Raw genomic sequence first — 24,269 nt, 5'->3', positions numbered from 1 at the left:
CGGTCTGTCAGTGGACCAGCACCGCGCCGTCGCAGCGCAGGCCGAGGCCCCAGACATCCGCCTCGCCGAGGCCGATCCCCAGCGTCGACAGGATGCTGGACAGCAGCTTGTCGATCGACGGCGTGGCAGTCGAGATGATGCCCGTCACCGTGGCCTTGACCGGGCCTGGCAGTCCGAGGCCGAGGCCGAGCAGGTCCACGTCGAGGTCGAGGTCATCCACCAGCCGCGTGAGCAGCGAGCGGGTGAAATCGTAGGTGCCGACCGTCTTCTTCGTCTGCCGCTCGACGTCGCTCAAGGAGAAGGCGACGGACCGCGGAGCCATGTTGGTGACGGTCGCATGCGCGCGCCCGAGCACGCGCAGGAGCGGGGTGTCCACGAGCCGTGCCTTTGCCGCCTGCGGCGGCGTCGAGAAATTGACCATCTGGGCGCTGGTCACGGTGCCGATCCAGGCGTCCACCACGGCCGGGGTGACCGCCAGGCTCATCGACGACCAGCGCGTGTCCGGAAAGGTGCAGGTCAGGGACGACAGCCGCGCGGTCGCCGAGGCCAGTTCCACATAGATCGGCAGATTGACGGCGGCGATCGCTCCGGCCCCGAGCAGCCGGATGCGGACCAGCAGCCGCGTCTGCGCCGTGTGGACGCTCGCCCCTTCCCTGCCGATCGTGATCCAGCTGGTGCCAACCGGCCGTTCGCCGATGGTCAGCGCGACGCTCGCGCCGGCAATCCCGGGCAGGTTCACCCCGAGGTCCGCCTCCACCTGCCGCGCGCCTCCCGCGATCTGCGCGGCTGCCGTCACGAGGTCGAGCGCGGAGGCCGAGACACCGGCCGTCGGCACGGTACCGACCGGCATCGCCCCGTAGGGACCGACCGACATCAGCGACGACAGCGGAAGAATCTGGTGCGATCCGCCGAGGGACTGAAGGACCTGGCTGAGGGCCCGGCTGGCAGCGGTCGAGCCCCCTTCCGGTGTCAGCGCGGCCGTTGCCATCGCCCCGACCACGTCCACCAGCCGGACATTGGCGACCAGCAGCTGGTCGTAGCTGGCAGCCGAGATGTTCGCCCTGTCGGCCAGGAGCGGAAGAAACCGGAACAGGTCGATGCGGGCATCGACGAGCGCCTGATAGTCCATCACCGTCAGGTTGACCGTCGTGCCGAGGAGGCCGCCGAGCAATCCGTTGATCAGACCGTTGTCGAGGGCGAGCAGGCGCGAGCCGATGGCGAAGGAGGCAAAGGCCGACGTTGCCGCCGTCGCGGTGGTGCGGATCAGCATGTCCTTCTGCCCGGAAATGGCTCTCGCGAAATAGAGGTCGCTGCGCGTCTGCAACGTCACGCGAACCGCATTGGCCCCCGACTGCAGGCCGGCGACGAAGCGCTGCTCGACCTGCCGGCTTCCGTCGGGGACATAGCGACCGACCTCCACCCGCAGCGGGCCGTCCAGCATCAGGCCGTTGCGCTCGACCGTGGCCAGGGCGGCGGGGCCGGCCCGCGCAAGGTCGGCGGCGGCAGAGAGCGCCGCCAGGTCGGCCACGCTCTGGGCGCGCCGCCGGTCGACCGTCAGCTTGCCGTAGTCGACGCCAAGCGCCGCAAAGCCCAGCACCGCGATCATGGCGCCCGCCGCCAGGACCGCGACGGCGCCCCTCTGGTCAGACCGGAACCTGGACAGATGTGTGCGCATCGCCATGCCCCTCAGAAGCCGCCACGCTGGACCGCGGCCGAGCGGATGACCTGCCGGCTCGGCATGGGAACCATCGTGGGCAGCTGGAACAGGAACAGGTCGTCGGCGTCGTAGCGCAGCCGCACCCTGAACGTGCCAGTCGAAGGGTCTGTGCCCGCATGTTCGATGAACAGCCGCTGTGGATTGATCAGCGGATAGGAGCCCGCCTGATTGTGGATGTTGCGCCGCGCGAGGTCGGCGCGCTCCACATCGGTCAATCCGGCAATGGCTGACCGGGCCGTCTCCGCCGCGAGTTGCTGAACACCGTGGACGATGGTCAGATACGCACCGAATGTCACGATACCGAACACCAGCATCGCAAACACTGGAAAGACAAGAGCGAACTCGACTGCTGACGAGCCGCTCTTGTGCTTGGAAAATCCGGGTTTTGAATTGCGAACATTGATCATGACTCGATGGTCGGATCGAGAAATGAATGATATCTGAATCGGATACGTACGCTATCGTATCTACAGTTTATACAATCAAACAAATACTGGTTACCTTGAGACATGAGCCAATTAATCATCATTATGAGGAAAATTTTTATTTGATATACATACGTTCGATAGCGTTCTTATGACGGAATACTTAAGAACATTGCGTATCAAGAGATAGTTTTTCGAGTTGTCTCATTAAACTGCAATCGAATGCAGTCTGGATCCAGGATCGCAATGCATCCATCCTCGATGCGTCGGCGTGGCCGATCTTCGCAGCCCGAACGCTGCAATTCATGCGCGTCGAAGCTTGTGGAATACACGCCATATGCGCATGTCTGCGACATTCTGCCACAGCTGCGCCATGGTCGGCCGGCAGCCGGGGACGTTAGCGCTGCAGGCGCAGGCCCATCAGCACGATGTTGGTGGTGTAGCTCTGTCCCACAGCGCTCGACATCAGGGCTTCCCGCCGCAGCTCGCCGCGGATCTGCAGATTGCGCGAGGCGCGGTAGACGAGGCCGACCGAGGCGATCATGCGCTGGTCGGTGCGGGTCGTTCCGGCATAGCGGTCCTGGCCATAGGCAAGGCGTGCCGTGCCGGTCAGCCAGCGGCGGAAGGCATGTTCCAGTTCCACCGCCAGATCGTGCCGCTGGATGCCGGAGGCGCCCGTCGTGAAGCTCTCGTCGACCGTGGACCGCGCGGTCAGCCGCAGCGTCGTCAGCGGTGTCACCGTCCAGATCAGCGAGGCGTCGAGGACCGGCACGCGAATATCGGTGAAAGTCGGCTCGGCGCTGCGGCGCAGCAGATACCCGGCAGCGATCTCGCCGGTCAGCAGGCGCGTCAGTTCGAAGGTCGAGCCGATCCGCGCGGTAAAGGCGTTCGAGCCCTGCTGCAGCCCGCCGGACGTCACCGGCTGGTCGAAGCTGCGGCGCTCGATGGCCGCTTCCACGAAAGGCCTGACGCCCGGCGTGAGTTCATAGGAGGCGCGCAGCCGGCCGCCCAGGGCGACATAATTGCGCTCGCCCTGCGGGATCAGCGTCCCGGCATTGGTCACCGCATCGTCATGGGTGACGCGATCGACCGTGCCGCGCAGCGACAGTTGCAGCCGCCCGATGTCCTGAACGACGCCGGCGGTGGCGCCGTACTGGCGGATCAGCGGCAGGTTGCGCAGGCCGTCGGGGGCGGACGGCAGGTTCGACGAACCCGGCGCATTGGCGATCAGATTGTAGCGGGCCTCGGTCTCGATGCGCGTGTCGCGGGCGACATCGATCCGACCGGTCGCCACGGCGGCGACTTCGGGGCGGTTCACGCCGGGATCGGAGAAATAGGCCGAATAGGTGCCCCGCAGCCGCGCGGTCACCTCGTGGCGCGACCAGTCGGACCGGGCCTGCACCTCGCCATAGGACTGGGTGAACAGCGAGCCCGGGCTGCCCGCGCTCACCCGGCGCGGATTGCTGTCATAGCCGAGCGTCAGGTCGGCCTGCGGTGTGACGATGAAGCTGCCGACGCGCAGCCCCGTGGCCGCGAAGGGATCGACCTCCGGCTGCACGCGCCGGTCGAACGAGACGACCTCGCCGGTGCGCGGATCGATGCGCACGTTGCGGCCGAGCGGATTGGCATTGGGCAGCACGCGGCCTGATGGCTGCTGGATGCGCTCCGCGACGATCGGCACATCCACGGGACGGCGGGGCTGGGGCGGCGGGGCGATGCCGCGTGTGCCGCGTTCGAGGGCACGCGCATCCTCGCGGCCTGGCGAGAGCGTCGTGCGCGGCGATCCCCCTGCCTGCGGAAAGGTCCTCGGGCCGGCAAGACGCCCGGCCGGCGTCACCGAGGGATCGGCCGCGCGCCGCGGCAGGCGCCCGGTCCGCGGATTGGCAACCGCGGCCGGACCGGAGGTGATCCGGCGGGCGGCCGGTGGCGGCGGGCTGATCCCCGGCACCGGCGCGAGGCCGGGAGGTTGGGGCGAGCCGGCAAGCCAGGGGGCGCGGCGGGCGGTCGCCCGCTGCCGGTCGCGCTCGGAGGCCGCAGACCCAAAGGCGCCGGGCAGACGCTGGCCGGTCCTGAGACCTGCCGCTTCCGCCTCCGAGGGCTGCCGGGCCTCGCGCGGTGCGCCCGTCTCGGGCTCGACCGGGGCAAGGCCCTGCCAGCCGCCGCCCTCTGCCGTTCCGGGCGCAGGAGTGCCCGCCAACTGGGCGCAGGCCGACGGGCCCGTCGCCCAAAGGGCGAGCGCCACCAGTCCGGTTCCCAGGAGCAGGCGGGCAGTGCAACCCAACTCGCGGCCCTTTCCCGCGCGATCAACGTCAACGATGGGTAAACAGACACGGTTTACGGACGGTTAACCGTCGGGCAGCGGTGTCGGCCGCCCCGGCGGGTTCCGCCTGTCCGGCCGGCGTGCTAGAGGCTGGCGCCTGACCGGCCGAACGAGCGCATGACCTCCAGAACCTCCGAAACAGACGCGGCGACGCCGTCGCGTGCCCTCCAGTCCGCCCAGCGCACGCTGTCCTTCGAGGCGGCGGGATTGGCGGCCTTGCAGGTGGCGCTCGACAACGGGCTCGGCGCACCGTTCGCCGCGGCGGTCGCCTTGCTGAAATCGGCCCGCGGCCGGGTGATCGTCACCGGCATGGGCAAGTCCGGCCATGTCGGCCGCAAGATCGCGGCGACGCTGGCCTCCACCGGCACGCCCGCCTTCTTCGTCCATCCGGGCGAGGCCAGCCACGGCGACCTCGGCATGGTGACGGGCGACGACGCGATCCTCGCCTTGTCCTGGTCGGGCGAGACGGTCGAATTGCGCGACCTCGTCGCCTTCTCCCGCCGCTTCGGCGTGGGCCTGGTCGCGATCACCTCCGACCGCGATTCGGCGCTGGCCAAGGCGGCCGACGTCGTGCTCGCCCTGCCCCGCGCCGAGGAGGCCTGCCCGAACGGCCTGGCGCCGACCACCTCCACGCTGATGCAGCTCGCCATCGGCGATGCGCTGGCCATCGCGCTGCTGGAGGAGCGCGGGTTCACCGCCGCCCATTTCCGCGACTTCCATCCCGGCGGCAAGCTGGGCGCGGTGCTGACCCTGGTGCGCGACCTCATGCATGTCGGCGATGCCCTGCCGCTGGTGCCGGCCGGCGCGACCATGTCCGCTGTGGTGCTGGAAATGTCCCGCAAGGGCTTCGGCTGCTGCGGCGTCACCGATGCGGCCGGCAGCCTGATCGGCATCGTGACCGACGGCGACCTGAGGCGCCACATGCGCGCCGACCTTCTGGCCGTGCCGGTCGATCAGGTGATGACGCCCGCCCCGAAGACCGCCCGGCCCGACCAGTTCGCCTCCGAGGTGCTCGACCTCGTCAACCGCACCAAGATCACCGCGCTGTTTGCCGTCGAGGACGGCCGGCCGGTCGGGGTCCTGCATGTGCACGACCTGCTGCGGGCCGGCGTGGCGTGAGCGGCAGGGAGGCCACCGTGCCAAATCTGAGGCTCGGCATGGCGCTGATGACGCTCGCCATGTTCCTGTTCGCCGCCAATGATGCGCTGGTGAAGGCCCATATGGGCGATCTGACGGTGGCGCAGTCGCTGGCCGTGCGCGGCGTCTTCGCGACGCTTGGCGTGACCGCCTGGCTCATGGTCTCCGGCCACCGCATGACCCTGCGGGGCTTCTGGCACCCGCTGGTGGTCGGCCGGTCGCTGGCCGAGGGGCTCGCGGTGTTCTTCCTGTTCCAGGCGCTCTGGCGCATGCCGATCGGCGACGTGACGGCGGTGTCCCAGTCGATGCCGCTGATCCTGCTGCCGCTGGCGGTGCTGTTCCTGGGCGAGAAGGTCTCGCCCGTCCAGTGGGGCCTGGTGCTCACCGGCTTCGTCGGCATCGTGATGATCGCGCGGCCGTTCTCGGCGGGCTTCGACCCGGCCATCGGCCTGGTGCTGGCCACCACGGTCTGCTTCGTGTTCCGCGACATGACGGTGAAGTTCCTGCCGCCCGCCATCTCCTCGTCCACCGTCACCTTCTCGACCGTTGCGGTGGTCATGGCCGCCGCCGGCCTCCTGGCCGCGATCCAGGGGCTGAAGCCGATGACGCTCGGCCAGACCGGCATGATCGGCCTTGCCGGCCTGCTGCTTGCCGGCGGGCAGGCCGCCATCATCCAGGCCTTCCGCATGGCCCCGGTCTCGCAGGTCGGGCCGTTCAACTACACCAAGACGGCCTTTGCGCTGGTCATCGGCATGGTCTTCTTCGCCGAGCGCCCGGACAGCCTGACCTTCGCCGGCATCGGCCTGATCGTCGCGTCGGGCATCGCCATCGCGGCGGGGCTCGGCCGGCCGCGGGCTTGAGCCCTACGCCCCGGCCAGCGCCCGCAGCACCACGACGCTGGCAACCCCCACCCCGATCACGCCGAACAGCGGCAGCCGGGTGGCGGCGAGGATGGTCAGGGCGCCCGCCAGCGTCTCCGGCCAGCCGGTGGCGAGAAGCGTCGGCGCGATGACGGCGGTCAGCACTGCCGGCGGGATCGCGTCCAGCGCGGCCCGCGCCCGGCCGGTCAGCGCCAGGTGCCCGGCCATGACCGGACCTGCAATGCGGCAGGCATAGGTGACGGCGGCCATGCCGAGAATGGCGAGAAGGGTGACGGGATCGAGGCTCATGCCGGCCGCTCCACCGTGCCGGCATCGTCCCGCCAGGCCAGCGCAGCGGCGGCAATGCCGGCGAGCGCACCGGCCAGAACATGCCAGGGCGACCCCAAGGCGAGGAAGGCCGCGGTCGCCGTCGCCGCACTGACCACCACGACGATTCCCGCCGTCCGGCTGGTGACGAAGCCGGACACGAGGCCGATGAAGATGGCGGTGAAGGCGAAATCGGCGCCAAACCGGCGCGGATCGCCGAGCAGCGGCCCGAGCACGGTTCCGGCCCAGGACCAGATCACCCAGTTGATCCAGAACACCGCCCCCATGCCGAAGAAATAGGCCCCGGTGATGCGCCGGCTCGCCGCCCGCCGTTCGGCCAGCGCCCAGTTCTCGTCGGCCAGCACATGCAGGCCGAACAGCCGGCCGGCCAGCGGCAGGTGGGCGATCTTCGGGGCGAGCGATGCGCTCATCAGGATGTAGCGGGCATTGATCAGGAAAGTGGAGAGGATGAGCGCGGCCACCGGCACCGGCTGCGTCCACAATTCGATGGCGGCAAGCTGCGCCCCGCCGGCGAAGATCAGCGCCGATGACAGCGTGGTCTCCAGCGGCGACAGCCCCTTGGACGTGGCGATCGCTCCGTAGAGCAGCGCGATCGGCGCCGCCGCCACCATGGCGGGGGAGAGCTCGATCAGGCCGTCGCGGAACTCGGAAGAGGCGGAAGGGGGCATGGCGGGTCCGGGTCGAATCGGGCCGGGACATTGGCAGGACGGCGTGGCCGGCTCTTGAACGAAATCGGCATGGCCGGGCGGCGAAGGATGGCCGGTGCTCTCTTGGGCGGCTGCATGACGACTGTGCGTCCTTCGAGGCTCGCTATCGCTCGCACCTCAGGATGAGGAAATTTGGACATGGCATCCGGGGCGGCTCAGCGAAGACGGAGAGCCCAAAGTGCCTGATGCAACCCAACAGCCCTCCTCATCCTGAGGTGCGAGACCAAAGGGCGAGCCTCGAAGGACGCACGACCGCCTTGCAGGCCGCCCCTCCACAACAAAGGCGGACCACGACCTGGATCTTAGAATAGGAATTTTCACCTTGACAGCGTGACGATGGTTTGCTAGATTCTCAGTATGTTCGAAAACTGCGCCCGGCGGGGGAGACCCCGGCCGGGCGTCGTCGTTTCCGGCCCCTGTTCACCCCATCGCCGGGAGGCCCGCATGCCCTCAGCCGCCATATCGCGCCATGATGGCCCCACCCGCACCCTCCCCGCTGCGCGGAGAGGGGGACTAAGGCGGGCCGCTTTGTCGCTGCCCTTGTGCCAGGCCCGACCGCTCAGACAGGATCGGGACACGGAAGTCCCCTCTCCGCGCAGCGGGGAGGGTGCGGGTGGGGCCATTGCTCAGCCCGGCCCGACCGCTCAGACAAGATCGGGACACGAAAGTCCACCTCTCCGCGCAGCGGGGAGGGTGCGGGTGGGGCCATTCGACACGGCGGCCCGGCCCCCCTTGACCCGCGCCTTCGCCACACCGACCTAAGGGCGCCATGCCGTTCCTGATCCTCCTGCTTGTCGTCGCGCTGCTGGCCCTGATCTTCGGGCCACAGTACTGGGTGCGCGCCCAGATGCGCCGCCATGGCGCCGACCGTCCGGACTTCCCCGGCACGGGCGGAGAACTCGCCCGCCACCTGCTCGACGAGGCCGGCCTTGAGTCGGTCGGCGTCGAGGCGACCGACCAGGGCGATCACTACGACCCGGTCGACCGGGTGGTGCGGCTCTCGGCCGACAATCACGACGGCCGCTCGATCACGGCGGTGGCGGTCGCGGCCCATGAGGTCGGCCATGCCATCCAGCATCGCGACGGCGACCGGCTCCTGCTCAGCCGGATCCGCATGGCCGAGGGCGCGCGCAAGCTGGAGATCGCCGCAGCGGTGCTGTTCGCCACCGCGCCGCTGGTCTTCATCTTCATCAAGGCGACGCCGCTGATGATCCTGCAGGTGGTGGTGGCGGTGGCGCTGCTCGGCTCGCGGCTGGTCATGCATCTGCTGACGCTTCCGGTGGAGTTCGATGCCAGCTTCGGCAAGGCGCTGCCGACGCTCGACCGGGGCGGCTACCTCAAGCCGCAGGACGTGCCGGCGGCCCGTTCGGTGCTGCGCGCGGCCGCCCTCACCTATGTCGCATCGGCGCTGGTGACGCTGCTCGACCTGACGCGCCTTGCCCGGCTCTGGCGCTGACCGCCGTCTGGCGGCGAAGAGCTTGCAACCGCCGGGCCGGGCAGGCATGAGCCCCGATCAGGAGATGCCGATGACCGATGCGAACGCCTTCCCGTCCATCCTCGACCGCTGGTATGCCGCGATCCGCGCCGGCGATGCCGCGGCCCTGGCAGAGGCCACCACCGACGACGTGACCGTGCGTTGGAACGGCCCGGCAGGCACCATCCCCTGGGCCGGCGTCTGGGAAGGCCGCGCCAAGGTCATCACCTTCTTCAGGAGGGTGGCCGAGCATCTCGACGTCCTGTCCATCGAGACGGTGAGCCGCATCGAGGGCGCGGACGGCGTCGCCATCGTGCTGGAGGGTCACTGGCGGGTGAAGGCGACCGGCGAGGAACTGCGCGTGCGCGCAGCCAACATCTTCCGCTTCGAGGGCGGCCGGGTCGCCGCCTTCGAGGTCTATCCCGACAGCCACGCCTTCGCGAAGGCTCTCGGCTGAAGCCGCAACCGCACGGCTCTCAGAGACTGACCCCGAGCTTGCCGGTCCAGCCGAGCCCGGCATCGGTGTCGCCGCGCGGCCGGTATTCGGCGCCAACCCAGCCGGCATAGCCCCTGGCATCGAGGGCGGCGAAGACGGCGCGGTAGTCGATCTCGCCCTCGTCGGGCTCGGCGCGGCTCGGCACGGCGGCGATCTGGACATGGCCGATCATCGGCCAGAAGGCATCGAGCCTGGTCAGCACGTCGCCCTCCGACACGCCGACATGGAAGACGTCGAACATGATCTTCACGTTGGGCCGGCCGACGCGGACGATCATGTCGGCGGCATCGCGCAGGGTCGAATAGAAATAGCCGGGCGCGGCGCGCGGATTGAGCGGCTCCAGCAGCAGGGTGAGGCCGTGGGCGGCGGCCTTGTCCGCGGCGATGGCGAGATTGTCGCGTAAGGTGGCGGTGGCCTCGACGATCCGTGCGCGCGGCACCATGCCGGCCATGGCGTGGATGGCCGTGCCGCCCGCGGCGACCTGCCAGGCGATGGACTGGTCGATGGCGGCCTGGAACTCCGCCTCGCGGCCTGCCAGCGCGCCAAGCCCGTTCTCGCCCTTCGACACGTCGCCGCGCACCGTGTTGACGCCGAGAAGGGCGAGACCCAGACGCGCGGCCGCGGCTTTCGCCTCGCCCGGATCGGTGTCGTAGGGCCAGTGCATCTCGACCGCGCGGAAACCGGCGCGCGCGGCCGCCTCCATCTGGGCGATGAGCGGAAGGCCGGACCAGAGAAAGCCGAGATTGGCCGAAAAGCGGGGCATTCAGTCATCCTCAGATACGATTTTGGGTCGCCGTGACCATTTTTGTGACTTGTCGCGGACAGCAAAGCATGCAGTGTGCCTTTCGTTCGACAAGCTGCCAACCGGAATGCCGATCCATGACGCGCAAGCTCGCCATGCTGCTTCTCGCCTCGCTCGCCCTCGGCGGCTGCTGGGGCGGCGGCGCCTTCCAGTCCTCGCCCGTACCTTCGCCGGCCGAGTCCTCGCCGGCGCAGTGGCCGCCGGGCAATCGCCCGGTGCCGGGCCTGCCCGACCACGACGGCGACATTACCATGCGCGAGATCGGCTGACGGGCTTCAGCCCTTCAGCCGGAAGGTGGCGTCAAGGTCTGCCACGTCGGCCGCGCCGAGGAGGCGGACCTTCATGCCGCGCGTCAGCATGACGAGGCGCGCCGTCTCCTCCAGTTCCTCCATCGCGAAGACGGCGGCCTCCAGGCTCGTCCCGGCCACCACGGGCCCGTGATTGCCGAGCAGGACGGCCGGATGCGCCGCCGCGCGCTCCCGGATCAGCGGTGCGATGTCGGCCGAGCCCGGCCGGACATAGGGCAGGACCGGCACCTTGCCGACCCGCATCACCACATAGGGCGTGACCGGCGGGATGGCGTCCTCAGGATCGGTGTCGGCAAGGCACGACAACGCGGTAGCATGGGTGGAGTGCAGGTGGACCACCGCCCGCGCCGACGGCCGGGCCTCATAGAAGGCGAAGTGCAGCGGCAGTTCCTTGGTGGGAGCATCGCCTGCCACATGCCGGCCATCGGCATCGAGCCGCGACAGGCGTCCCGCCTCGAGGAAGCCGAGGCAGGAATTGGTCGGCGTGAACAGGAAGCCGTCGGCCAGCCTGACGCTCATATTGCCGGAGGAGCCCGGCGTCAGGCCGCGCTCGAACAGCGAGCGGCCCCAGCGCACGAGGCCCGCACGGGCATCGGCCTCCTCGCTGCTGATGGTCGGGGCCGGCACGGTCATGGCGCGCCCAGCGCGGCGAGCGCCTTGTCGTAGAAGTCGAGGGCGCCGAAATTGCCGCTCTTCAGGGCGAGGCGGACCGGCCGCGGCCCCTCCGCTGCCAGCGCCGGCACGCCCGGGTCGATTTCCGGGCCGATGTGGAAGCGTTCCGCCTCCAGCGCGGTGACCACCGCGCCCGAGGTCTCGCCGCCGCCGACAACCAGACGGGCAACGCCGGCATCGGCGAGCATGACGGCGAGTTCACCGAAGAAACCCTCAATGGCCTCGGCCACCTCCGCCTTGCCATGCCGCTCCTGCGCGGCCTTCACCTCCTCCGGGTCGGCGGAGGAATAGACCATCGGCTGGAGCCCGATGCGCTCCATGACATGCTCGAAGGCCGTCTTCGCCGTCATCGTGCCGGCCACCACCGCATCGGGCGCGACGGCAAGGCCCGGATGGCGGGCAGTATAGGCCTTCACCTGCGCGCGCGACTGGGCCGAGCAGGAGCCGGAGAGGACGGCGGCAGGCCCCGCCGCCGGCGTGAAGGCGGTGCCACGGCCGGACAGGAGGCCCCTGCCGCGGAAGTTTGCCGGCAGGCCGAGGGCGATGCCTGAGCCGCCCGTCACCAGCCTTGCATCGGCCACCGCCGCGCCGATGGCGTGGAGATCCTCGTCGGCCACGGCATCGACGACGGCCAGCCGGCGACCGGCGGCCGCCTCGGCGGCCAGCGCCACGCGGATCGCTTCAGCGCCCTGCCGGACGACCGGAAACGGCACCAGCCCGACCTCGCCGCGCGTCTGGTGGCGAAGCCAGCGGCGGATATCCGGATCGGTCATCGGGGTGAGCGGGTGGTTCTGCATGCCGCTCTCGCTGAGCAGCACGCCGCTCACGAACAGGTGGCCGAGATAGAGCGAGCGCCCGGTTGCGGGAAAAACCGGGCAGACCACCGCGACATCGGCCCCGAGCCGGTCGATCAGGGCCTCGGCCACCGGGCCGATATTGCCTTGCCTGGTGGAGTCGAAGGTCGAGCAATATTTGAACAGGATCTGCGTCGCGCCCTGGGCGAGCAGCCAGTCGCAGGCGGCCAGCGACTGCGCGACCGCTTCCGCCACCGGTACGGTCCGGCTCTTCAGGGCGACCACCCCGGCCTCGCAACTGTCGGACGCGGACCCCTTCGGCACCCCCACGAACTGCGTCGTCGCCATTCCGCCCTTGGCGAGGGTGTTGGCGAGATCGCTTGCCCCGGTGAAATCGTCGGCGATGCAGCCGAGCAGCATGACGGCGGTTCCTTTTCCTGCGCTGGCTGCCGGTCTTAACCGGTTGAAGACAGCCCGGCAAATCTTGCCTGCCTCAACGATCCGCGGCAGCACTTGCCACCCTCCGCGAACCCGCAGGTGGCGCGTTTCTCATTGATAGAAAAGCGTTTTTCGATCCGGCCGCGATGGCCCGGCGCTTGCTGAGCCTTGACCGGACTGGCATTCCGGGAAGGGCATGGCGTGAGCGCAACGGCAGTATCGGGGACCCTATCGACATCTGTTGCTCAGGGTCCGGCGGGAGCATCCGGCCTCGGACAGCGTGGCCAGTACGGCGGCGGCATTGCGCAGTCGTTCACGGAGGCGCTCGACGCGATCGTTCCCGCAAGGGCGCGGCTAGGCCAGCCGAAGCAGCAGGCCGGTGCATCGGCGGAGGTGCCCCCGGAGACCGGTCAGGTCATACAGGCGCCTTTCGGACAGGCCGCACCGGCAGTGCTCGACCCGAACCTTGCGGACACAGCGACCGACGCCCTGCCGGACGACCAGCCCGATCCGCAGGACGCCTCTGCCGAGGCCGATCCGCAAGCGGAAACCGACCAGCCGGACGCCGCACCCGCGCAGCCTTTCATGACGCCCGTTCCAGCGCCGCAGGCAAAGGCCGACACGCCGAGGCCCTTCGGCGGTGCTGTCATCCCGGCCGGCGGGACCGCCGAACCCGCGATCAAGGGGGATGCCGCGCCCAGCCCCGTGTCTGGAGGGGCACCGACGCCGCCACAGGCTCCGACAGGCGATGCAGGACAGACCTTGGCCGGCAATGCGGAGCCGACCGGCCCGGCACCGTTCACCCGGCCATCCGGCGCCGAAACGGGCGCTGCGGCAGACGGGACCCCGTCGACCGGCGCGGCCGCGCGCCAGGCGGCAGGCCCTCAGCCGCTCGGCGATCAGGACGGGTCGGCCGATCCCGCGGAAAGTCCGGGCGCCGCCGCAACCGTCAACGCCGCCGCGACCGTCAACGCCGCCGCCACCGGCCAGCAGGCCGCCGCGATCGGCGATGCCGCCGGTCCGGCAACCGAGGCTGCCAGCGCCGCGCCATCAGCCGGCGCGGGTGCGGGCGCGGGTGCTGCGCCTGCCACATCAGCCCCGGGCACCGCCGGCAGGACGGACGACAGCGAGGCTGCGACGGCCGCGCCAGCCGCCGGAGAGGCCGACGCGCGCCAGACCGCCGAGGGCGTCGACGCGCCCAAGGCGTCACCGGACCGCCAGGATCGTCAGGATCGGCAGGACCGGTCGCAACGCGACGCGACGGAGGGTCGGAGCGAAGGCCGGCAGGCCGCCACCGTGGAGCAGCAATCGGCACGCGCCCAGACTGCACAGGCCGCGCCGGCTGCTGTGCCGCCCCCGGCCGAGGTCACCCCGACAAGCCAGTTCGTTCCTGTTATCGCCGCGCCCGGCCCCCAGATGCTGGCCGCCGAGGTGGCGCAGAAGGTCGCGGCGCAGACCCATGCCCCCGGATCGCAGGTTCCGATCCATGGGCTGGCCATTGCCGTGGCCGCGCGCGCGGCCGCCGGCTCCACCCGTTTCGACATCCGCCTCGACCCACCCGAGCTCGGTCGCATCGAGGTCCAGCTGATCCTCGACCGCGAGGGCAGCATCCGGTCCCGGATGGTGGTGGAGAAGCAGGAGACACTCGACCTGCTGCAGCGCGACCAGCGCAATCTGGAGCGCGCACTGGCGCAGGCAGGCGTGGACGCCAAGGAAGGCTCGATCGAGTTCTCCCTGCGCGACCAGGGCGGCCACGGCCGCGAGCGGCCCCAGCACGAGACGGCACGCCTCTGGCAGGTCCGCGAGACCTCCGGGGACGCGCCGGCTGCTGCTGCGCATGCAGCAGACATTCAATCCCGGCTGGCGGCGCTGCGCGGCGGCATCGACATCCGGATCTAGGGCATGGCCGACGGCCGGTCCCGCCTCCCGCGGGTCCGCCATCCTTCGGCAGGGAAAACAAGGACACCGAGCCATGACCACTGTTGCAGCCGCAACGGCCAACAACACCGCCACCTCGGCAACCGCCACGTCCCAGGCGCGGCTGTCGCAGAACTTCGACACGTTCCTGCAGCTTCTGACGACGCAATTGAGGAACCAGGACCCGACCCAGCCGATGGACGCGAACCAGTTCACCCAGCAGCTGGTGCAATATTCCCAGGTCGAGCAGCAGCTCTCCACCAACTCCAAGCTGGACCAACTGCTGTCGTCGTTCCAGACCAACCAGACCACCACGGCCCTCGGCTATCTGGGCACCACCGTGCGCTATGATTCCAGCGTCGTCGTGCCCGGCTCGACCGGCGCGAGCTGGAACCTGACCGTTCCCGAATCCGGCGCGTATACCGTCCGGATTCGCGATCAGAACGGCAATCTGGTGAAGGAAACCGCGGCCGACTTCACAGCCGGGTCACAGCAGCAGTTCAACTGGGACGGCAAGCGCAGCGACGGCCAGCCTCTGGGCACCGGCGCCTATACGATGGAGCTGTTCCGCAGCAATGGCACCGAGGTCGCGCAGCTCGCTGTGACCAATACCGGTCAGGTCACCTCCGTCGATACGTCCACCGGTTCGCCGAGGGTCACGGTCGGGGGGCAGGTCATCCCCGTCTCACGCATTCTGAGCGTTTCCATCTAGTCCCGGCCCGGCCATGGGACACGACGGAGCCCCACCCTGTTCCTGCCCGGTAAGGCCCGGACAAGCGCCCGGATTCGGCCGATTGGGCGACACTTTGCATTGTCCCGTTCCACTTAGGCCAAATTTAACCCCCCCTGGATACCTTGATGGCGTGACGTGGTCAGTCGCGTGCGTTGTGTGAGAGTATCCATGGCCGAACCCATGCGCCCAAGGGTCAAATACGTGATCGGTCCGGACGGCAGTCCGTTGACCATCGCCGACCTTCCGCCCCCCGACACCCATCGATGGGTCATCCGGCGCAAAGCCGAAGTCGTCGCTGCCGTGCGTGGCGGCCTGCTCAGCCTGGAAGAGGCCTGCAAGCGCTACACGCTCACCGTCGAGGAATTCCTCAACTGGCAGGCGTCGATCGACCGCCACGGGCTCGCCGGCCTGCGCACGACCCGCATCCAGCAATATCGCCAGTAGAACGCTGCGCCCCGCCAGCGCCGGACCCGTCGGGTCCGGCGCTTTGGCGCGTCCGGATAGCGTCAGCGGCGCGCGCGGGCCGGGCGAAGCGTCAGGCTGCTGACGCCGACGGCCAGATTGAGCCCCGTCTGCGCCTGCACCGACAGCGGCTGCAGCGCGACGCTCCGGCGCGAGCCCCCGACCAGCACGTTGGCGCCGAGGCCGACGCCAAGCGTCGCCTGCGCGCCCGCGCCGGCATAGTCGCCGGCAAGCTGCCAGCGCGCGATGCGCGGGGTCGCGGCAAACACGGTCCAGGCCAGCACGCCACGGCCGGTCACGCCCACATCGAGCCCGATGCGGCTGATCCGGCCGGCATAGGCCTCGCGCACGCCGCGGCGGCGCTCGGGACGGAAGACGCAGGCCAGCTCGCGCTGCGAGGCGATGACCAGGCCGACGCCGGGCGCGACCTCGCAGGTGAGCACGCCGGCGCGCACGCGGTTCTGCGCATCTGCGGCGGTGGGAAGGGCGAACAGGCCTCCAAGGAGGGCGGCCCCGGCGAGGGCCAGGGCGGCAGGGCGGGTGGTCGCGGATCGGACGGTCATGGCGGTCTCCGGTTGTGTCTCAGCCTCCTGATCAATGCACAGGCCGCCGAAAGGTTGCCGGAGGGGTCCGGCGGCGGCGATGGACGGCTGGCGATGGACGGCGAGACCGTGATGTTATAACTTCAGGCATCACGGCAGGATTGGACTTGAGATTGCGCGCGCGCGGGCAACAGGACGGGCATCGCCACGCCCCTCACGACAGGCACGACCATGGCCACGCGCATTCTGGCCATGACCACGCGCATGTCCATGACCACGCGCATGTCCATCCCCCCGCCGCTCTGCATCCGCCTGCCTCGATCCCGGCCGCGCGCCCCCCGACGGCCATGGTCTCGGCGCTGCTCATGTCGGCACAGGTCCGGCTGATGGTCGCGGGCAGCCTCGCCGTCGTCCTGTGGCTTCTCGTCCTCTGGGCGATGAACTGAGGTCGCCATGTCCGCCATCCGGCTCAACAACCTGACGCTCGGCTATGACCGGCACCCGGCCGTCCACCATCTGGACGGCACGATCGCCGGCGGCGCCATGCTGGCCGTCGTCGGCCCGAACGGCGCCGGCAAATCGACCCTCCTCAAGGGGCTCGCCGGTCTGCTGCGCCCCCTCGGCGGCACCGTCGATATCCCGCGCGCCGACCGTCATGCCATCGCCTACCTGCCGCAGGCTGCCGAACTCGACCTGACCGTGCCGATCACGGTCACCGAAATCGTCGCCATGGGCCTGTGGAAGCGCACCGGCCTGTTCGGCGGCCTGTCGCGCGCCGACCGTCAGGCGGTGGACCATGCGCTGGCCGCCGTCGGCCTGTCGGATTTCGGGCACCGGCCGATCGGCACGCTGTCGGGCGGGCAGGTTCAGCGCATGCTGTTCGCGCGGCTCTTGGTGCAGGATGCCGGCGTCATCCTGCTGGACGAGCCGTTCACAGCCATCGACGCCCGCACCACGGCCGACCTGCTGGCGCTCGTGCAGCGCTGGAATGTCGAGAAGCGAACCATCGTCGCCGTGCTGCACGACCTCGAGACGGTGCGCCACGCCTTCCCCGAGGCGCTGCTGCTCGCCCGCCGCCCGATCGCCTGGGGCGCCACCGCTGACGTGCTGACGGCGGAGAACCTGCTCGCCGCCCGCCGGATGACCGAAGCCTTCGACGACCACGCCGACATCTGCCACGAGGCGGCCTGATCTGCACCGGCGGCAGCCGCCCCCCTCACGGACACCATGTACGACCTTCTGATCGGCCCCTTCGTCGAGTTCGAGTTCATGCGCCGCGCCCTGGTGGGCACGGTCGCGCTGTCGCTCGGCGGCGCACCGATCGGCGTCTTCCTCATGCTGCGGCGCATGTCGCTGATGGGCGATGCCATGGCGCACGCCATCCTGCCGGGGGCGGCGGTCGGCTATCTGGTGTTCGGGCTGGCGCTCATCCCGATGACGGCGGGCGGCATCGTGGCCGGCTTCGCGGTGGCGCTCGCGGCGGGCCTCGCCGCCCGGTTCACCGCCATGAAGGAGGATGCCTCTCTGGCCGCCTTCTACCTCATCTCGCTGGCGCTCGGCGTGATCATCGTGTCCACGCGCGGCTCGAATGTCGATCTGTTCCGGGTCCTGTTCGGCTCGGTTCTGGCGCTTGATGACCCCACCCTCGTGATGATCGCGGCGATCGCGACCGTCACGCTGCTGGCGCTCGCCCTGCTCTGGCGGCCGCTGATGCTGGACTGCGTGGATCCGGGCTTCCTGCGGTCCGTGTCCGGCTCCGGCACGCCCGTCCATCTCGTCTTTCTCGGCCTCGTGGTGCTCAATCTGGTGGCCGGGTTCCACGCGCTCGGCACCCTCCTGGCCGTCGGCCTGATGATGCTTCCGGCCATTGCCGCCCGCTTCTGGGGGCGCAATGTCACGCAGATCGCGGCGATCGCCATCGGCTTCGGCATCGTCTCGGGCTATACAGGCCTGGTGTTATCTTATAACATGTCTTCACCGTCGGGCCCCTCGATCATCCTCATGGCGGGGGTGATCTATCTCGTGTCGCTGGCTTTCGGTCCCCGGGGCGGCCTCGTGCCGACCTACTGGCCGGCCCGCCACCGCGAGGCCTGACCGGCCAGCCGCGCGCAGCGGCCTGTCATGTCGAGGACCTGCCCATGATCACCCGCCGCTCCCTGCTTGCCACCGCCGCCATCGGCCCGCTCGCCCTCACCCGCCGGGCCGGAGCGAGCGCTCCCCTGCCGGTGGTTGCGTCCTTCTCGATCCTTGCCGACATCGTGCAGCGTGTCGGCGGTGAGCGCGTGGCCGTCACGGCCCTGGTCGGGCCGGATGGCGACGCCCATTCCTTTGCCCCGACGCCGGCCGATGCCGCACGGCTGGCCGCGGCGCGGCTCGTCGTGACCAACGGCCTCGGCTTCGAGGGCTGGATGACCCGGCTGATCCGGTCCTCCGGCACGCGGGCGCCGGTGGTCACCGCGACGCGCGGGATCACCGCGCTGAGGGCCGAGGGCGACCATTCGCACGGACATGGACATTCTCACGGCCACGGCCACGGCGCCCACGATCCCCACACCTGGCAGGACGCCTCGCTGGTCAAAACCTATGCCGCCAACATTGCCGCGGCCCTTGTCGCGGCCGATCCGGAGGGCAAGGCGGGCTTCGAGAGCCGCGCTGCGGCCTATACGGCCGAGCTCGACGCGCTGCATGCCGAGATCCGCGCGGCCATGGCCGCTGTTCCGCGCGAACGCCGGCGCATTCTCACCGCTCACGATGCCTTCCGCTATTTCGCGCGGGCCTATGAGGTCGAGTTCATCGCCGTGCGCGGCGTGTCCAGCGATTCCGAGCCCTCGGCACGCGAGATTGCCGGCATCATCCGGCAGATCCGCCAGCGGCGCATCACCGCCCTGTTCATCGAGAATATCTCCGATCCGCGCGCGATCCAGCGCATCGCCGCGGAAACCGGCGCCCGTGTCGGCGGCAGGCTCTATTCCGATGCCCTCTCGAAGGCCGACGGCCCGGCGGCCACCTATCTCGATCTGATGCGCCATAACAGCCGGCAGATTGCCGGGGCTTTGGCGCAGGCCTGATGAGGGATGATCGGGGCTGGGCGCCGCCTGCCGTTCCCGCCTATACCGCTCGCACCGCGATTGACTATATGAGCCTGACCGCTTCAGGCCGATGGATGATGCCATGACCCAAACAGCCGCGCCCGACACCGCCCCGACGCTTGCCGCCGCCTCCAAGATCCCGGTCACGGTCCTGACCGGCTATCTCGGCGCGGGCAAGACGACGCTGCTGAACCGCATCCTCACCGAGAACCACGGCAAGCGCTTTGCCGTCATCGTCAACGAGTTCGGCGAGATCGGCATCGATAACGACCTCATCGTCGGTGCCGACGAGGAAGTGTTCGAGATGAACAACGGCTGCATCTGCTGCACCGTGCGCGGCGACCTGATCCGCATCATCGAGGGGCTGATGCGGCGCAAGGGCCGCTTCGACGCGATCATCGTCGAGACCACCGGCCTTGCCGATCCCGCCCCCGTCGCCCAGACCTTCTTCGTCGACGAGGAGGTCGGCGCGCGCACGGCCCTCGACGCCGTGGTGACGGTTGCCGATGCCCGCTGGCTGCTCGACCGGCTGAAGGACGCGCCCGAGGCGAAGAACCAGATCGCCTTTGCCGACGTCATCCTGCTTAACAAGACCGATCTCGTGACCCCCGCCCAGCTTCGCGAGGTGGAGGCACGCATCCGCGCCATCAATCCCTATGCGACGCTGCACAGGACGCAGAACTGCGCCGTGCCGCTGGATGCGGTGCTGGGCCGCGGCGCCTTCGACCTCGAGCGCATCCTGGAGATCGAGCCGGCCTTCCTGGCGAAGGACGACGGCCACCATCACCACGGCCACGACCATGATCACGACCACCACCACGGCCACGGGCATGACCACGGCCACCATCACGGCCACGGCCACACGCACGACCACGACCATGCCTGCGGGCCGGAATGCGACCATCCGAGCCATGGCGGGCTGAAGCACTATCACGACGAGCACATGCAGTCGGTCTCGCTGCGGACCGACAAGCCGCTCGATCCCGACACGTTCTTCCCCTGGATCCAGGACCTGACGCAGGTCGAGGGACCGAAGATCCTGCGCTGCAAGGGCATCGTCGCCTTCAGGGACGATCCGGACCGCTTCGTCTTTCAGGGCGTTCACATGATCCTGGACGGCGACCACCAGCGCGCCTGGCGCGAGGACGAGAAGCGCGAGAGCCGGCTGGTCTTCATCGGGCGCGACCTGCCGATCGACAAGATCCGCAAGGGCTTCGAGGCAGTCGCCGCCTGAGCGGCGGGCGCCTATTCGAACAGCGCGGCGTAGGTCACCTCGACGCCGGCCACGGCGCGCAGGATCTCGTTGAGGTGGTGGCTCATCGCCGCCACCGCCCGGTCCGGATCGCCGTCCGCGATGGCATCGAGGATGGCCTGGTGCTGCGCGACCAGCGGCTCCATCGCGCCCGGACCGTGCAGCGTCAGCGCGCAGACCCGGTCCATATGCGCCTTCTGCAGTTCGATCGCCTTCCACGCCTCCGCGCAGCCGGCCCCTTCCGCCAGCGCGATGTGGAACTGGCTGTCGAGATGCTGAAACGCCCGGTGATCCTCGGCGGCCGAGGCATCATGCTGGGCGCCGATCAGCCTCTCCGCCCGGTCGCGCCAATGCGGCGCGAACTGCACGCAGGCGCGCCGGACGATGGCCACCTCGATGGCCTCGCGGATGAAGCGGGCGTCGCGCATCCGCTGAACCGAGAGCTTGACCACCACCGTGCCGCGCTGCGGCTGCACGTCGACCAGCCCCTGCCGCATGAGCGCGATGAAGGCCTCGCGCACCGGCTGGCGCGACACGTTGAATCGCTCGGCGATCTCGGCCTCCGACAGGCGCTCGCCGGGCTTCAGGCTGAGATGGATGATGCCCGCGCGCAGGTCCCGCTCGACCCGCGCCGCCGCGCTCTCCATCGGCCTGACCGGCCCATCTTCTGCCCGCGCGGCAATCAATCGCGCCTCCCCTTGAACTGCCATACCAGTCTAACCTAGTCTCGCCGCCGACTGAAACGCCGCTGCTGCCGCCCCGAGCACGGCCCGGCCCCTCTCCCTGCACCGTCCGGACAGACTGTCCGCAACCCGCCAGATCCCGCCATGACCCTCGCCATCCGGCACGCCACGCACCCCGACGCCGCCCGCCAGTTCGACACCTCTCGGCTGCGTGCGGAATTTCTCGTCGAGCGCCTGTTCGCGCCCGATGCGATCGAACTGACCTACAGCCACGTCGACCGGCTGGTGATCGGCGGCGCGATGCCCGTCGGCGGTCCTCTCGCCCTCGGCACCCACAAGGCCATCGGCCAGGCGACCTTCCTCGCCCGCCGCGAGCTTGGCCTCTGCAATATCGGCGGCCCGGGCCGCGTCACCTGCGACAGCCGCGACGTCGCGCTTGCCCGGCGCGCCATGCTCTATGTCGGCATGGGCACCGCGGAGGTCACCTTCCACTCCGACGACCCGGCCGATCCGGCGAAGTTCTACCTGGTCTCCACCCCCGCCCATGCGCGCCACGAGACCGTGCTGGTGCGCGAGGCGGACGCCAATGTGATCGAGCTGGGCACGCCGGAGCAGGCCAATGTCCGCACCCTGCGCCAGTACATCATCCCCGGCCGGGTCGAGACCTGCCAGCTGGTCATGGGCCTGACCACGCTGAAGCCCGGCAGCGTCTGGAACACCATGCCGGCCCACACCCATGACCGGCGCTGCGAGCGCCTACCTCTATTTCGACCTCGCCGAGGGCGCGCGCGTGTTCCACCTGATGGGCGAGCCGGAGGAGACCCGCCATCTGGTGGTGGCCGGCGAGCAGGCGATCATCTCGCCGCCCTGGTCGATCCATTCCGGCTGCGGCACTTCGGCCTATTCCTTCATCTGGGCCATGGGCGGCGACAACCAGGACTTCACCGACATGGACATGGTCCCCATGGAGGGGCTGCGCTAAGCCCTGCGCCGGGCTGGCGGGCCGTCAGCGGCCCTGTCATGCCACCGGCCCCCTTTCTCAGCCGGGGCGAACGATCCTAGTGTGCCGGCCCGTCCGTTCCTGCCGGAGCCGCCATGCCTCGCCCGCGCCCCTCGACCGCGCTCGACCACATCCGGGTGCTCGACCTGACGCGCGTGCGGGCAGGCCCGACCTGCTGCCGCGTGCTCGCCGATTTCGGTGCCGACGTCATCAAAATCGAGGCGCCGCCCGGGGTCGACCCCAACGAGGGCATGTCCGGCCACCGGCACGGCTTCGACATGCAGAACCTGCACCGCAACAAGCGCTCGCTCACCCTCAACCTGAAAACGGAGGAGGGCCGCGCCGTCTTCCTGAAGCTGGTGGAGACCGCCGACGTGGTGGTCGAAAACTACCGGCCGGACGTCAAGGACCGGATGGGCATCGGCTATGCGGCGCTGAAGGCGGTCAATCCGCGCATCATCCTCGCCTCGGTCTCCGGCTTCGGCCAGACCGGCCCCTACCGCACCCGCGCCGGCTTCGACCAGATCGCCCAAGGGATGGGCGGGCTCATGGCGATCACCGGCCATGCCGGCGAGGGGCCGATGCGGGCGGGCATCGCGGTGGCGGATTCGGCCGCCGGCATTTATGCCGCCACCGGCATCCTGGTGGCGCTCGCCGAGCGCGAGAAATCCGGCGAGGGCCAGTGGGTGCAGACCTCGCTGCTGCAGGCGCAGATCGCCATGTGCGACTTCCAGGCGGCCGTCTATACGGTCGATGGCAAGGTGCCGCCGCAGAACGGCAACGACCATCCGCACTCGACCCCGATGGGCGCGCTACCCACCGCCGACGGCCACATCAATGTCGGTGTCGGCGGCGAGGGCCAGTGGAAGGCGTTCTGCCGCGCCATCGGCCGCGAGGATCTCGCCGCCCATCCCGACTATGTCGATGCCAGACAGCGCTTCCGCAATCGCAAGGCCCTGATGAGCCTGCTCGGCGACCTGTTCCGCACGCAGCCGGCCGACCATTGGCTGGACCTTCTGGAGGCCGAGGGCGTGCCGGCCGGGCCGATCTACACCATGGACCAGGTCTTCGCCGATCCGCAGGTCGTCCATCTCGGCATGGCGACCCCTGTCCAGCATCATGCCCGCGGCGAGGTCAGGCTGATCGCCCAGCCGCTGGTCATGTCCCGCACCCCGCCGGCGGTCGCAACCGCCTTGCCCGAACAGGGCGAACACACCGACGAGGTGCTGGCTGAGGCCGGATTTGCGGCGGACGAGATCGCCCGCCTGCGCCAGAACCGCATCGTCTGAAAGGATAAGATCGTGACAGAGCCCTCCGTCCGCTACGAGGCGGCCCGCGGCATCGCCCGGCTGACCATCGACCAGCCCGCCAAGATGAACGCCATGACCTACGACATGTGGGCGAGCGTGCCGGGCCTCGTCCGTCGCGCCGAGGCGGACCCCGATGTGCGCGCCATCGTGCTGCAAGGCGCCGGCGACAAGGCCTTCTGCGCCGGTGCCGACATCTCCCAGTTCGGCGAGAAGCGCACGGGCGAGGAGGCTGTGAAGGCCTATGACCGCGCCGTCGGCGCCGGCATGGATGCCGTGCTGAACGCGGCCAAGCCGACCATCGCGCTGATCCGCGGCATCTGCTTCGGCGGCGGCTGCGCGCTGGCGCTGACCTGCGACCTGCGGTTTGCGACCGACGACTCGCGCTTCCGCGTGCCGGCCGCCCGACTGGGCCTCGGCTATGGCTTCGACAATATCCGCATGATGATCGGCAAGATCGGCACGGCGGCGGTGGCCGACATCCTCATCTCGGCACGCATCCTGTCGGCGGCGGATGGCGAGCGGTCGGGGGTCATCCACCGTGCCCACCCGCGCGACAGCTTCGATCAGGAGACCGGCGCCTATCTCGACATGGTGGCCGCCAATGCGCCGCTGACGCTCGCTGCCATCAAGGGCGCGCTGGTGCAGCTCGCAAGGCCCGAGGCCGAGCAGGACCGGACGGTCGTGGATGCCCTGGTCGCGAAATGCTTCGATTCCGCTGACTACAAGGAAGGTCAGAAGGCCTTTCTGGAGAAGCGCCTGCCGGCCTTCCGCGGCGTGTGAGGC

The 24,269-nt window shown here is 69.6% G+C and carries 24 protein-coding genes and 1 pseudogene; 15 read left to right on the top strand and 10 right to left on the bottom strand.

Going from position 1 to position 24,269, the window contains the following annotated elements; genetic code table 11:
* Positions 1-7 precede the first annotated feature (7 nt).
* The 3 genes from ACTIFS_RS19760 to ACTIFS_RS19750 form a co-directional block, all read right to left on the bottom strand.
* Entirely contained in the window at positions 8-1,681 is a 1,674-nt protein-coding gene (locus ACTIFS_RS19760; RefSeq protein ID WP_439575836.1) for a pilus assembly protein TadG-related protein, read from the bottom strand.
* 5 nt (positions 1,682-1,686) lie between these two features.
* Complete coding sequence (locus ACTIFS_RS19755) at positions 1,687-2,124, bottom strand: TadE/TadG family type IV pilus assembly protein (protein ID WP_439575835.1); 438 nt, start codon at positions 2,122-2,124, stop codon at positions 1,687-1,689.
* Positions 2,125-2,539: 415 nt separating this feature from the next.
* Positions 2,540-4,384, bottom strand: coding sequence for an outer membrane beta-barrel protein (locus ACTIFS_RS19750; RefSeq protein ID WP_439575834.1), 1,845 nt, complete (start codon positions 4,382-4,384; stop codon positions 2,540-2,542).
* A 195-nt stretch (positions 4,385-4,579) separates the two neighbouring features.
* Between ACTIFS_RS19750 and ACTIFS_RS19745 the strand changes: the two genes are divergently transcribed.
* Both ACTIFS_RS19745 and ACTIFS_RS19740 read left to right on the top strand, forming a co-directional pair.
* Complete coding sequence (locus ACTIFS_RS19745; RefSeq protein WP_439575833.1) at positions 4,580-5,581, top strand: KpsF/GutQ family sugar-phosphate isomerase; 1,002 nt, start codon at positions 4,580-4,582, stop codon at positions 5,579-5,581.
* Positions 5,582-5,598: 17 nt separating this feature from the next.
* Positions 5,599-6,459, top strand: a complete 861-nt coding sequence (locus ACTIFS_RS19740) for a DMT family transporter (RefSeq protein WP_439575832.1) — start codon at positions 5,599-5,601, stop codon at positions 6,457-6,459.
* A gap of 3 nt (positions 6,460-6,462) precedes the next feature.
* Here ACTIFS_RS19740 and ACTIFS_RS19735 read toward each other — a convergent pair whose 3' ends face one another.
* Positions 6,463-6,768: an AzlD family protein gene (locus ACTIFS_RS19735; RefSeq protein WP_439575831.1), complete on the bottom strand. Its 306-nt coding sequence runs from the start codon at positions 6,766-6,768 to the stop codon at positions 6,463-6,465.
* The gene (locus ACTIFS_RS19730) at positions 6,765-7,475 is read right to left on the bottom strand and encodes an AzlC family ABC transporter permease (protein ID WP_439575830.1); all 711 of its coding nucleotides are present in this window, start codon (positions 7,473-7,475) and stop codon (positions 6,765-6,767) included. Before ACTIFS_RS19730 ends, ACTIFS_RS19735 begins: the two co-directional genes overlap by 4 nt.
* 808 nt (positions 7,476-8,283) lie before the next feature.
* On the opposite strand from ACTIFS_RS19730, the gene ACTIFS_RS19725 reads away from it, so the two are divergent.
* Positions 8,284-8,970, top strand: a complete 687-nt coding sequence (locus ACTIFS_RS19725) for a zinc metallopeptidase (protein ID WP_439575829.1) — start codon at positions 8,284-8,286, stop codon at positions 8,968-8,970.
* A gap of 70 nt (positions 8,971-9,040) precedes the next feature.
* Positions 9,041-9,445 (top strand): nuclear transport factor 2 family protein, encoded by a 405-nt coding sequence (locus tag ACTIFS_RS19720; RefSeq protein ID WP_439575828.1) that lies wholly within the window; start codon positions 9,041-9,043, stop codon positions 9,443-9,445.
* Positions 9,446-9,464: 19 nt separating this feature from the next.
* Here ACTIFS_RS19720 and ACTIFS_RS19715 read toward each other — a convergent pair whose 3' ends face one another.
* Positions 9,465-10,247, bottom strand: a complete 783-nt coding sequence (locus tag ACTIFS_RS19715; RefSeq protein ID WP_439575827.1) for a hydroxypyruvate isomerase family protein — start codon at positions 10,245-10,247, stop codon at positions 9,465-9,467.
* Positions 10,248-10,363: 116 nt separating this feature from the next.
* Here ACTIFS_RS19715 and ACTIFS_RS19710 point away from each other — a divergent pair, with 116 nt between their 5' ends.
* A complete protein-coding gene (locus tag ACTIFS_RS19710) occupies positions 10,364-10,555 on the top strand; it encodes a hypothetical protein (protein WP_439575826.1) in 192 nt (63 codons plus the stop codon).
* A 6-nt stretch (positions 10,556-10,561) separates the two neighbouring features.
* On the opposite strand, the gene otnC is transcribed toward ACTIFS_RS19710, so the two are convergent.
* A complete protein-coding gene (gene otnC / locus ACTIFS_RS19705) occupies positions 10,562-11,227 on the bottom strand; it encodes a 3-oxo-tetronate 4-phosphate decarboxylase (RefSeq protein WP_439575825.1) in 666 nt (221 codons plus the stop codon).
* Positions 11,224-12,480 (bottom strand): 3-oxo-tetronate kinase, encoded by a 1,257-nt coding sequence (gene otnK, locus ACTIFS_RS19700; RefSeq protein WP_439575824.1) that lies wholly within the window; start codon positions 12,478-12,480, stop codon positions 11,224-11,226. Before otnK ends, otnC begins: the two co-directional genes overlap by 4 nt.
* Before the next feature lie 219 nt (positions 12,481-12,699).
* Here otnK and ACTIFS_RS19695 point away from each other — a divergent pair, with 219 nt between their 5' ends.
* The 3 genes from ACTIFS_RS19695 (at position 12,700) to sciP (ending at position 15,592) form a co-directional block, all read left to right on the top strand.
* Positions 12,700-14,397, top strand: a complete 1,698-nt coding sequence (locus ACTIFS_RS19695; RefSeq protein WP_439575823.1) for a flagellar hook-length control protein FliK — start codon at positions 12,700-12,702, stop codon at positions 14,395-14,397.
* A gap of 73 nt (positions 14,398-14,470) precedes the next feature.
* Positions 14,471-15,127, top strand: a complete 657-nt coding sequence (locus tag ACTIFS_RS19690; RefSeq protein ID WP_439575822.1) for a flagellar hook assembly protein FlgD — start codon at positions 14,471-14,473, stop codon at positions 15,125-15,127.
* Positions 15,128-15,316: 189 nt separating this feature from the next.
* On the top strand, positions 15,317-15,592 hold the full coding sequence (gene sciP / locus ACTIFS_RS19685; protein WP_439575821.1) for a CtrA inhibitor SciP: 276 nt from the start codon (positions 15,317-15,319) through the stop codon (positions 15,590-15,592).
* Between the two features lie 62 nt (positions 15,593-15,654).
* On the opposite strand, the gene ACTIFS_RS19680 is transcribed toward sciP, so the two are convergent.
* Positions 15,655-16,173: a DUF992 domain-containing protein gene (locus tag ACTIFS_RS19680; RefSeq protein ID WP_439575820.1), complete on the bottom strand. Its 519-nt coding sequence runs from the start codon at positions 16,171-16,173 to the stop codon at positions 15,655-15,657.
* A gap of 432 nt (positions 16,174-16,605) precedes the next feature.
* On the opposite strand from ACTIFS_RS19680, the gene aztA reads away from it, so the two are divergent.
* The 4 genes from aztA to ACTIFS_RS19660 all read left to right on the top strand — a co-directional run bounded on the left by aztA (position 16,606) and on the right by ACTIFS_RS19660 (position 20,475).
* Positions 16,606-17,343 (top strand): zinc ABC transporter ATP-binding protein AztA, encoded by a 738-nt coding sequence (gene aztA / locus ACTIFS_RS19675; protein WP_439575819.1) that lies wholly within the window; start codon positions 16,606-16,608, stop codon positions 17,341-17,343.
* Positions 17,344-17,379: 36 nt separating this feature from the next.
* Entirely contained in the window at positions 17,380-18,246 is an 867-nt protein-coding gene (locus ACTIFS_RS19670; protein ID WP_439575818.1) for a metal ABC transporter permease, read from the top strand.
* A 44-nt stretch (positions 18,247-18,290) separates the two neighbouring features.
* A complete protein-coding gene (locus ACTIFS_RS19665; protein WP_439575817.1) occupies positions 18,291-19,220 on the top strand; it encodes a metal ABC transporter solute-binding protein, Zn/Mn family in 930 nt (309 codons plus the stop codon).
* Between the two features lie 103 nt (positions 19,221-19,323).
* Positions 19,324-20,475 carry a CobW family GTP-binding protein gene (locus tag ACTIFS_RS19660; RefSeq protein WP_439575816.1) on the top strand — a complete coding sequence of 384 codons (1,152 nt, stop codon included), beginning with the start codon at positions 19,324-19,326 and terminating at the stop codon, positions 20,473-20,475.
* Positions 20,476-20,486: 11 nt separating this feature from the next.
* On the opposite strand, the gene ACTIFS_RS19655 is transcribed toward ACTIFS_RS19660, so the two are convergent.
* A complete protein-coding gene (locus ACTIFS_RS19655) occupies positions 20,487-21,140 on the bottom strand; it encodes a GntR family transcriptional regulator (RefSeq protein ID WP_439575815.1) in 654 nt (217 codons plus the stop codon).
* 180 nt (positions 21,141-21,320) lie between these two features.
* On the opposite strand from ACTIFS_RS19655, the pseudogene kduI reads away from it, so the two are divergent.
* From kduI to ACTIFS_RS19640, 3 genes and pseudogenes are all read left to right on the top strand, one after another.
* Positions 21,321-22,158: pseudogene (gene kduI / locus ACTIFS_RS19650) on the top strand (5-dehydro-4-deoxy-D-glucuronate isomerase).
* Positions 22,159-22,271: 113 nt separating this feature from the next.
* On the top strand, positions 22,272-23,465 hold the full coding sequence (locus ACTIFS_RS19645) for a CaiB/BaiF CoA transferase family protein (RefSeq protein WP_439575814.1): 1,194 nt from the start codon (positions 22,272-22,274) through the stop codon (positions 23,463-23,465).
* A gap of 12 nt (positions 23,466-23,477) precedes the next feature.
* Entirely contained in the window at positions 23,478-24,266 is a 789-nt protein-coding gene (locus tag ACTIFS_RS19640) for an enoyl-CoA hydratase (protein ID WP_439575813.1), read from the top strand.
* Positions 24,267-24,269: the final 3 nt, after the last annotated feature.

Source organism: Phreatobacter sp., from assembly GCF_051860605.1.
Taxonomy (GTDB): domain Bacteria; phylum Pseudomonadota; class Alphaproteobacteria; order Rhizobiales; family Phreatobacteraceae; genus Phreatobacter.
Note: the sequence above shows the minus strand (reverse complement) of the source record. Positions and strands in the feature narration are given on the sequence as shown.

Excerpts from the sequence above, each read along its gene's own strand:
- ACTIFS_RS19660 (WP_439575816.1), top strand. The coding sequence starts at position 19,324 with ATGACCCAAACAGCCGCGCCCGACACCGCCCCGACGCTTGCCGCCGCC.
- ACTIFS_RS19710 (WP_439575826.1), top strand. The coding sequence starts at position 10,364 with ATGACGCGCAAGCTCGCCATGCTGCTTCTCGCCTCGCTCGCCCTCGGC.
- otnC (WP_439575825.1), bottom strand. The coding sequence starts at position 11,227 with ATGACCGTGCCGGCCCCGACCATCAGCAGCGAGGAGGCCGATGCCCGT.
- ACTIFS_RS19680 (WP_439575820.1), bottom strand. The coding sequence starts at position 16,173 with ATGACCGTCCGATCCGCGACCACCCGCCCTGCCGCCCTGGCCCTCGCC.
- otnK (WP_439575824.1), bottom strand. The coding sequence starts at position 12,480 with ATGCTGCTCGGCTGCATCGCCGACGATTTCACCGGGGCAAGCGATCTC.
- ACTIFS_RS19745 (WP_439575833.1), top strand. The coding sequence starts at position 4,580 with ATGACCTCCAGAACCTCCGAAACAGACGCGGCGACGCCGTCGCGTGCC.
- ACTIFS_RS19760 (WP_439575836.1), bottom strand. The coding sequence starts at position 1,681 with ATGGCGATGCGCACACATCTGTCCAGGTTCCGGTCTGACCAGAGGGGC.
- aztA (WP_439575819.1), top strand. The coding sequence starts at position 16,606 with ATGTCCGCCATCCGGCTCAACAACCTGACGCTCGGCTATGACCGGCAC.
- ACTIFS_RS19720 (WP_439575828.1), top strand. The coding sequence starts at position 9,041 with ATGACCGATGCGAACGCCTTCCCGTCCATCCTCGACCGCTGGTATGCC.
- ACTIFS_RS19655 (WP_439575815.1), bottom strand. The coding sequence starts at position 21,140 with ATGGAGAGCGCGGCGGCGCGGGTCGAGCGGGACCTGCGCGCGGGCATC.
- ACTIFS_RS19665 (WP_439575817.1), top strand. The coding sequence starts at position 18,291 with ATGATCACCCGCCGCTCCCTGCTTGCCACCGCCGCCATCGGCCCGCTC.
- ACTIFS_RS19715 (WP_439575827.1), bottom strand. The coding sequence starts at position 10,247 with ATGCCCCGCTTTTCGGCCAATCTCGGCTTTCTCTGGTCCGGCCTTCCG.
- ACTIFS_RS19645 (WP_439575814.1), top strand. The coding sequence starts at position 22,272 with ATGCCTCGCCCGCGCCCCTCGACCGCGCTCGACCACATCCGGGTGCTC.
- ACTIFS_RS19730 (WP_439575830.1), bottom strand. The coding sequence starts at position 7,475 with ATGCCCCCTTCCGCCTCTTCCGAGTTCCGCGACGGCCTGATCGAGCTC.
- sciP (WP_439575821.1), top strand. The coding sequence starts at position 15,317 with ATGGCCGAACCCATGCGCCCAAGGGTCAAATACGTGATCGGTCCGGAC.
- ACTIFS_RS19690 (WP_439575822.1), top strand. The coding sequence starts at position 14,471 with ATGACCACTGTTGCAGCCGCAACGGCCAACAACACCGCCACCTCGGCA.
- ACTIFS_RS19725 (WP_439575829.1), top strand. The coding sequence starts at position 8,284 with ATGCCGTTCCTGATCCTCCTGCTTGTCGTCGCGCTGCTGGCCCTGATC.
- ACTIFS_RS19670 (WP_439575818.1), top strand. The coding sequence starts at position 17,380 with ATGTACGACCTTCTGATCGGCCCCTTCGTCGAGTTCGAGTTCATGCGC.
- ACTIFS_RS19735 (WP_439575831.1), bottom strand. The coding sequence starts at position 6,768 with ATGAGCCTCGATCCCGTCACCCTTCTCGCCATTCTCGGCATGGCCGCC.
- ACTIFS_RS19755 (WP_439575835.1), bottom strand. The coding sequence starts at position 2,124 with ATGATCAATGTTCGCAATTCAAAACCCGGATTTTCCAAGCACAAGAGC.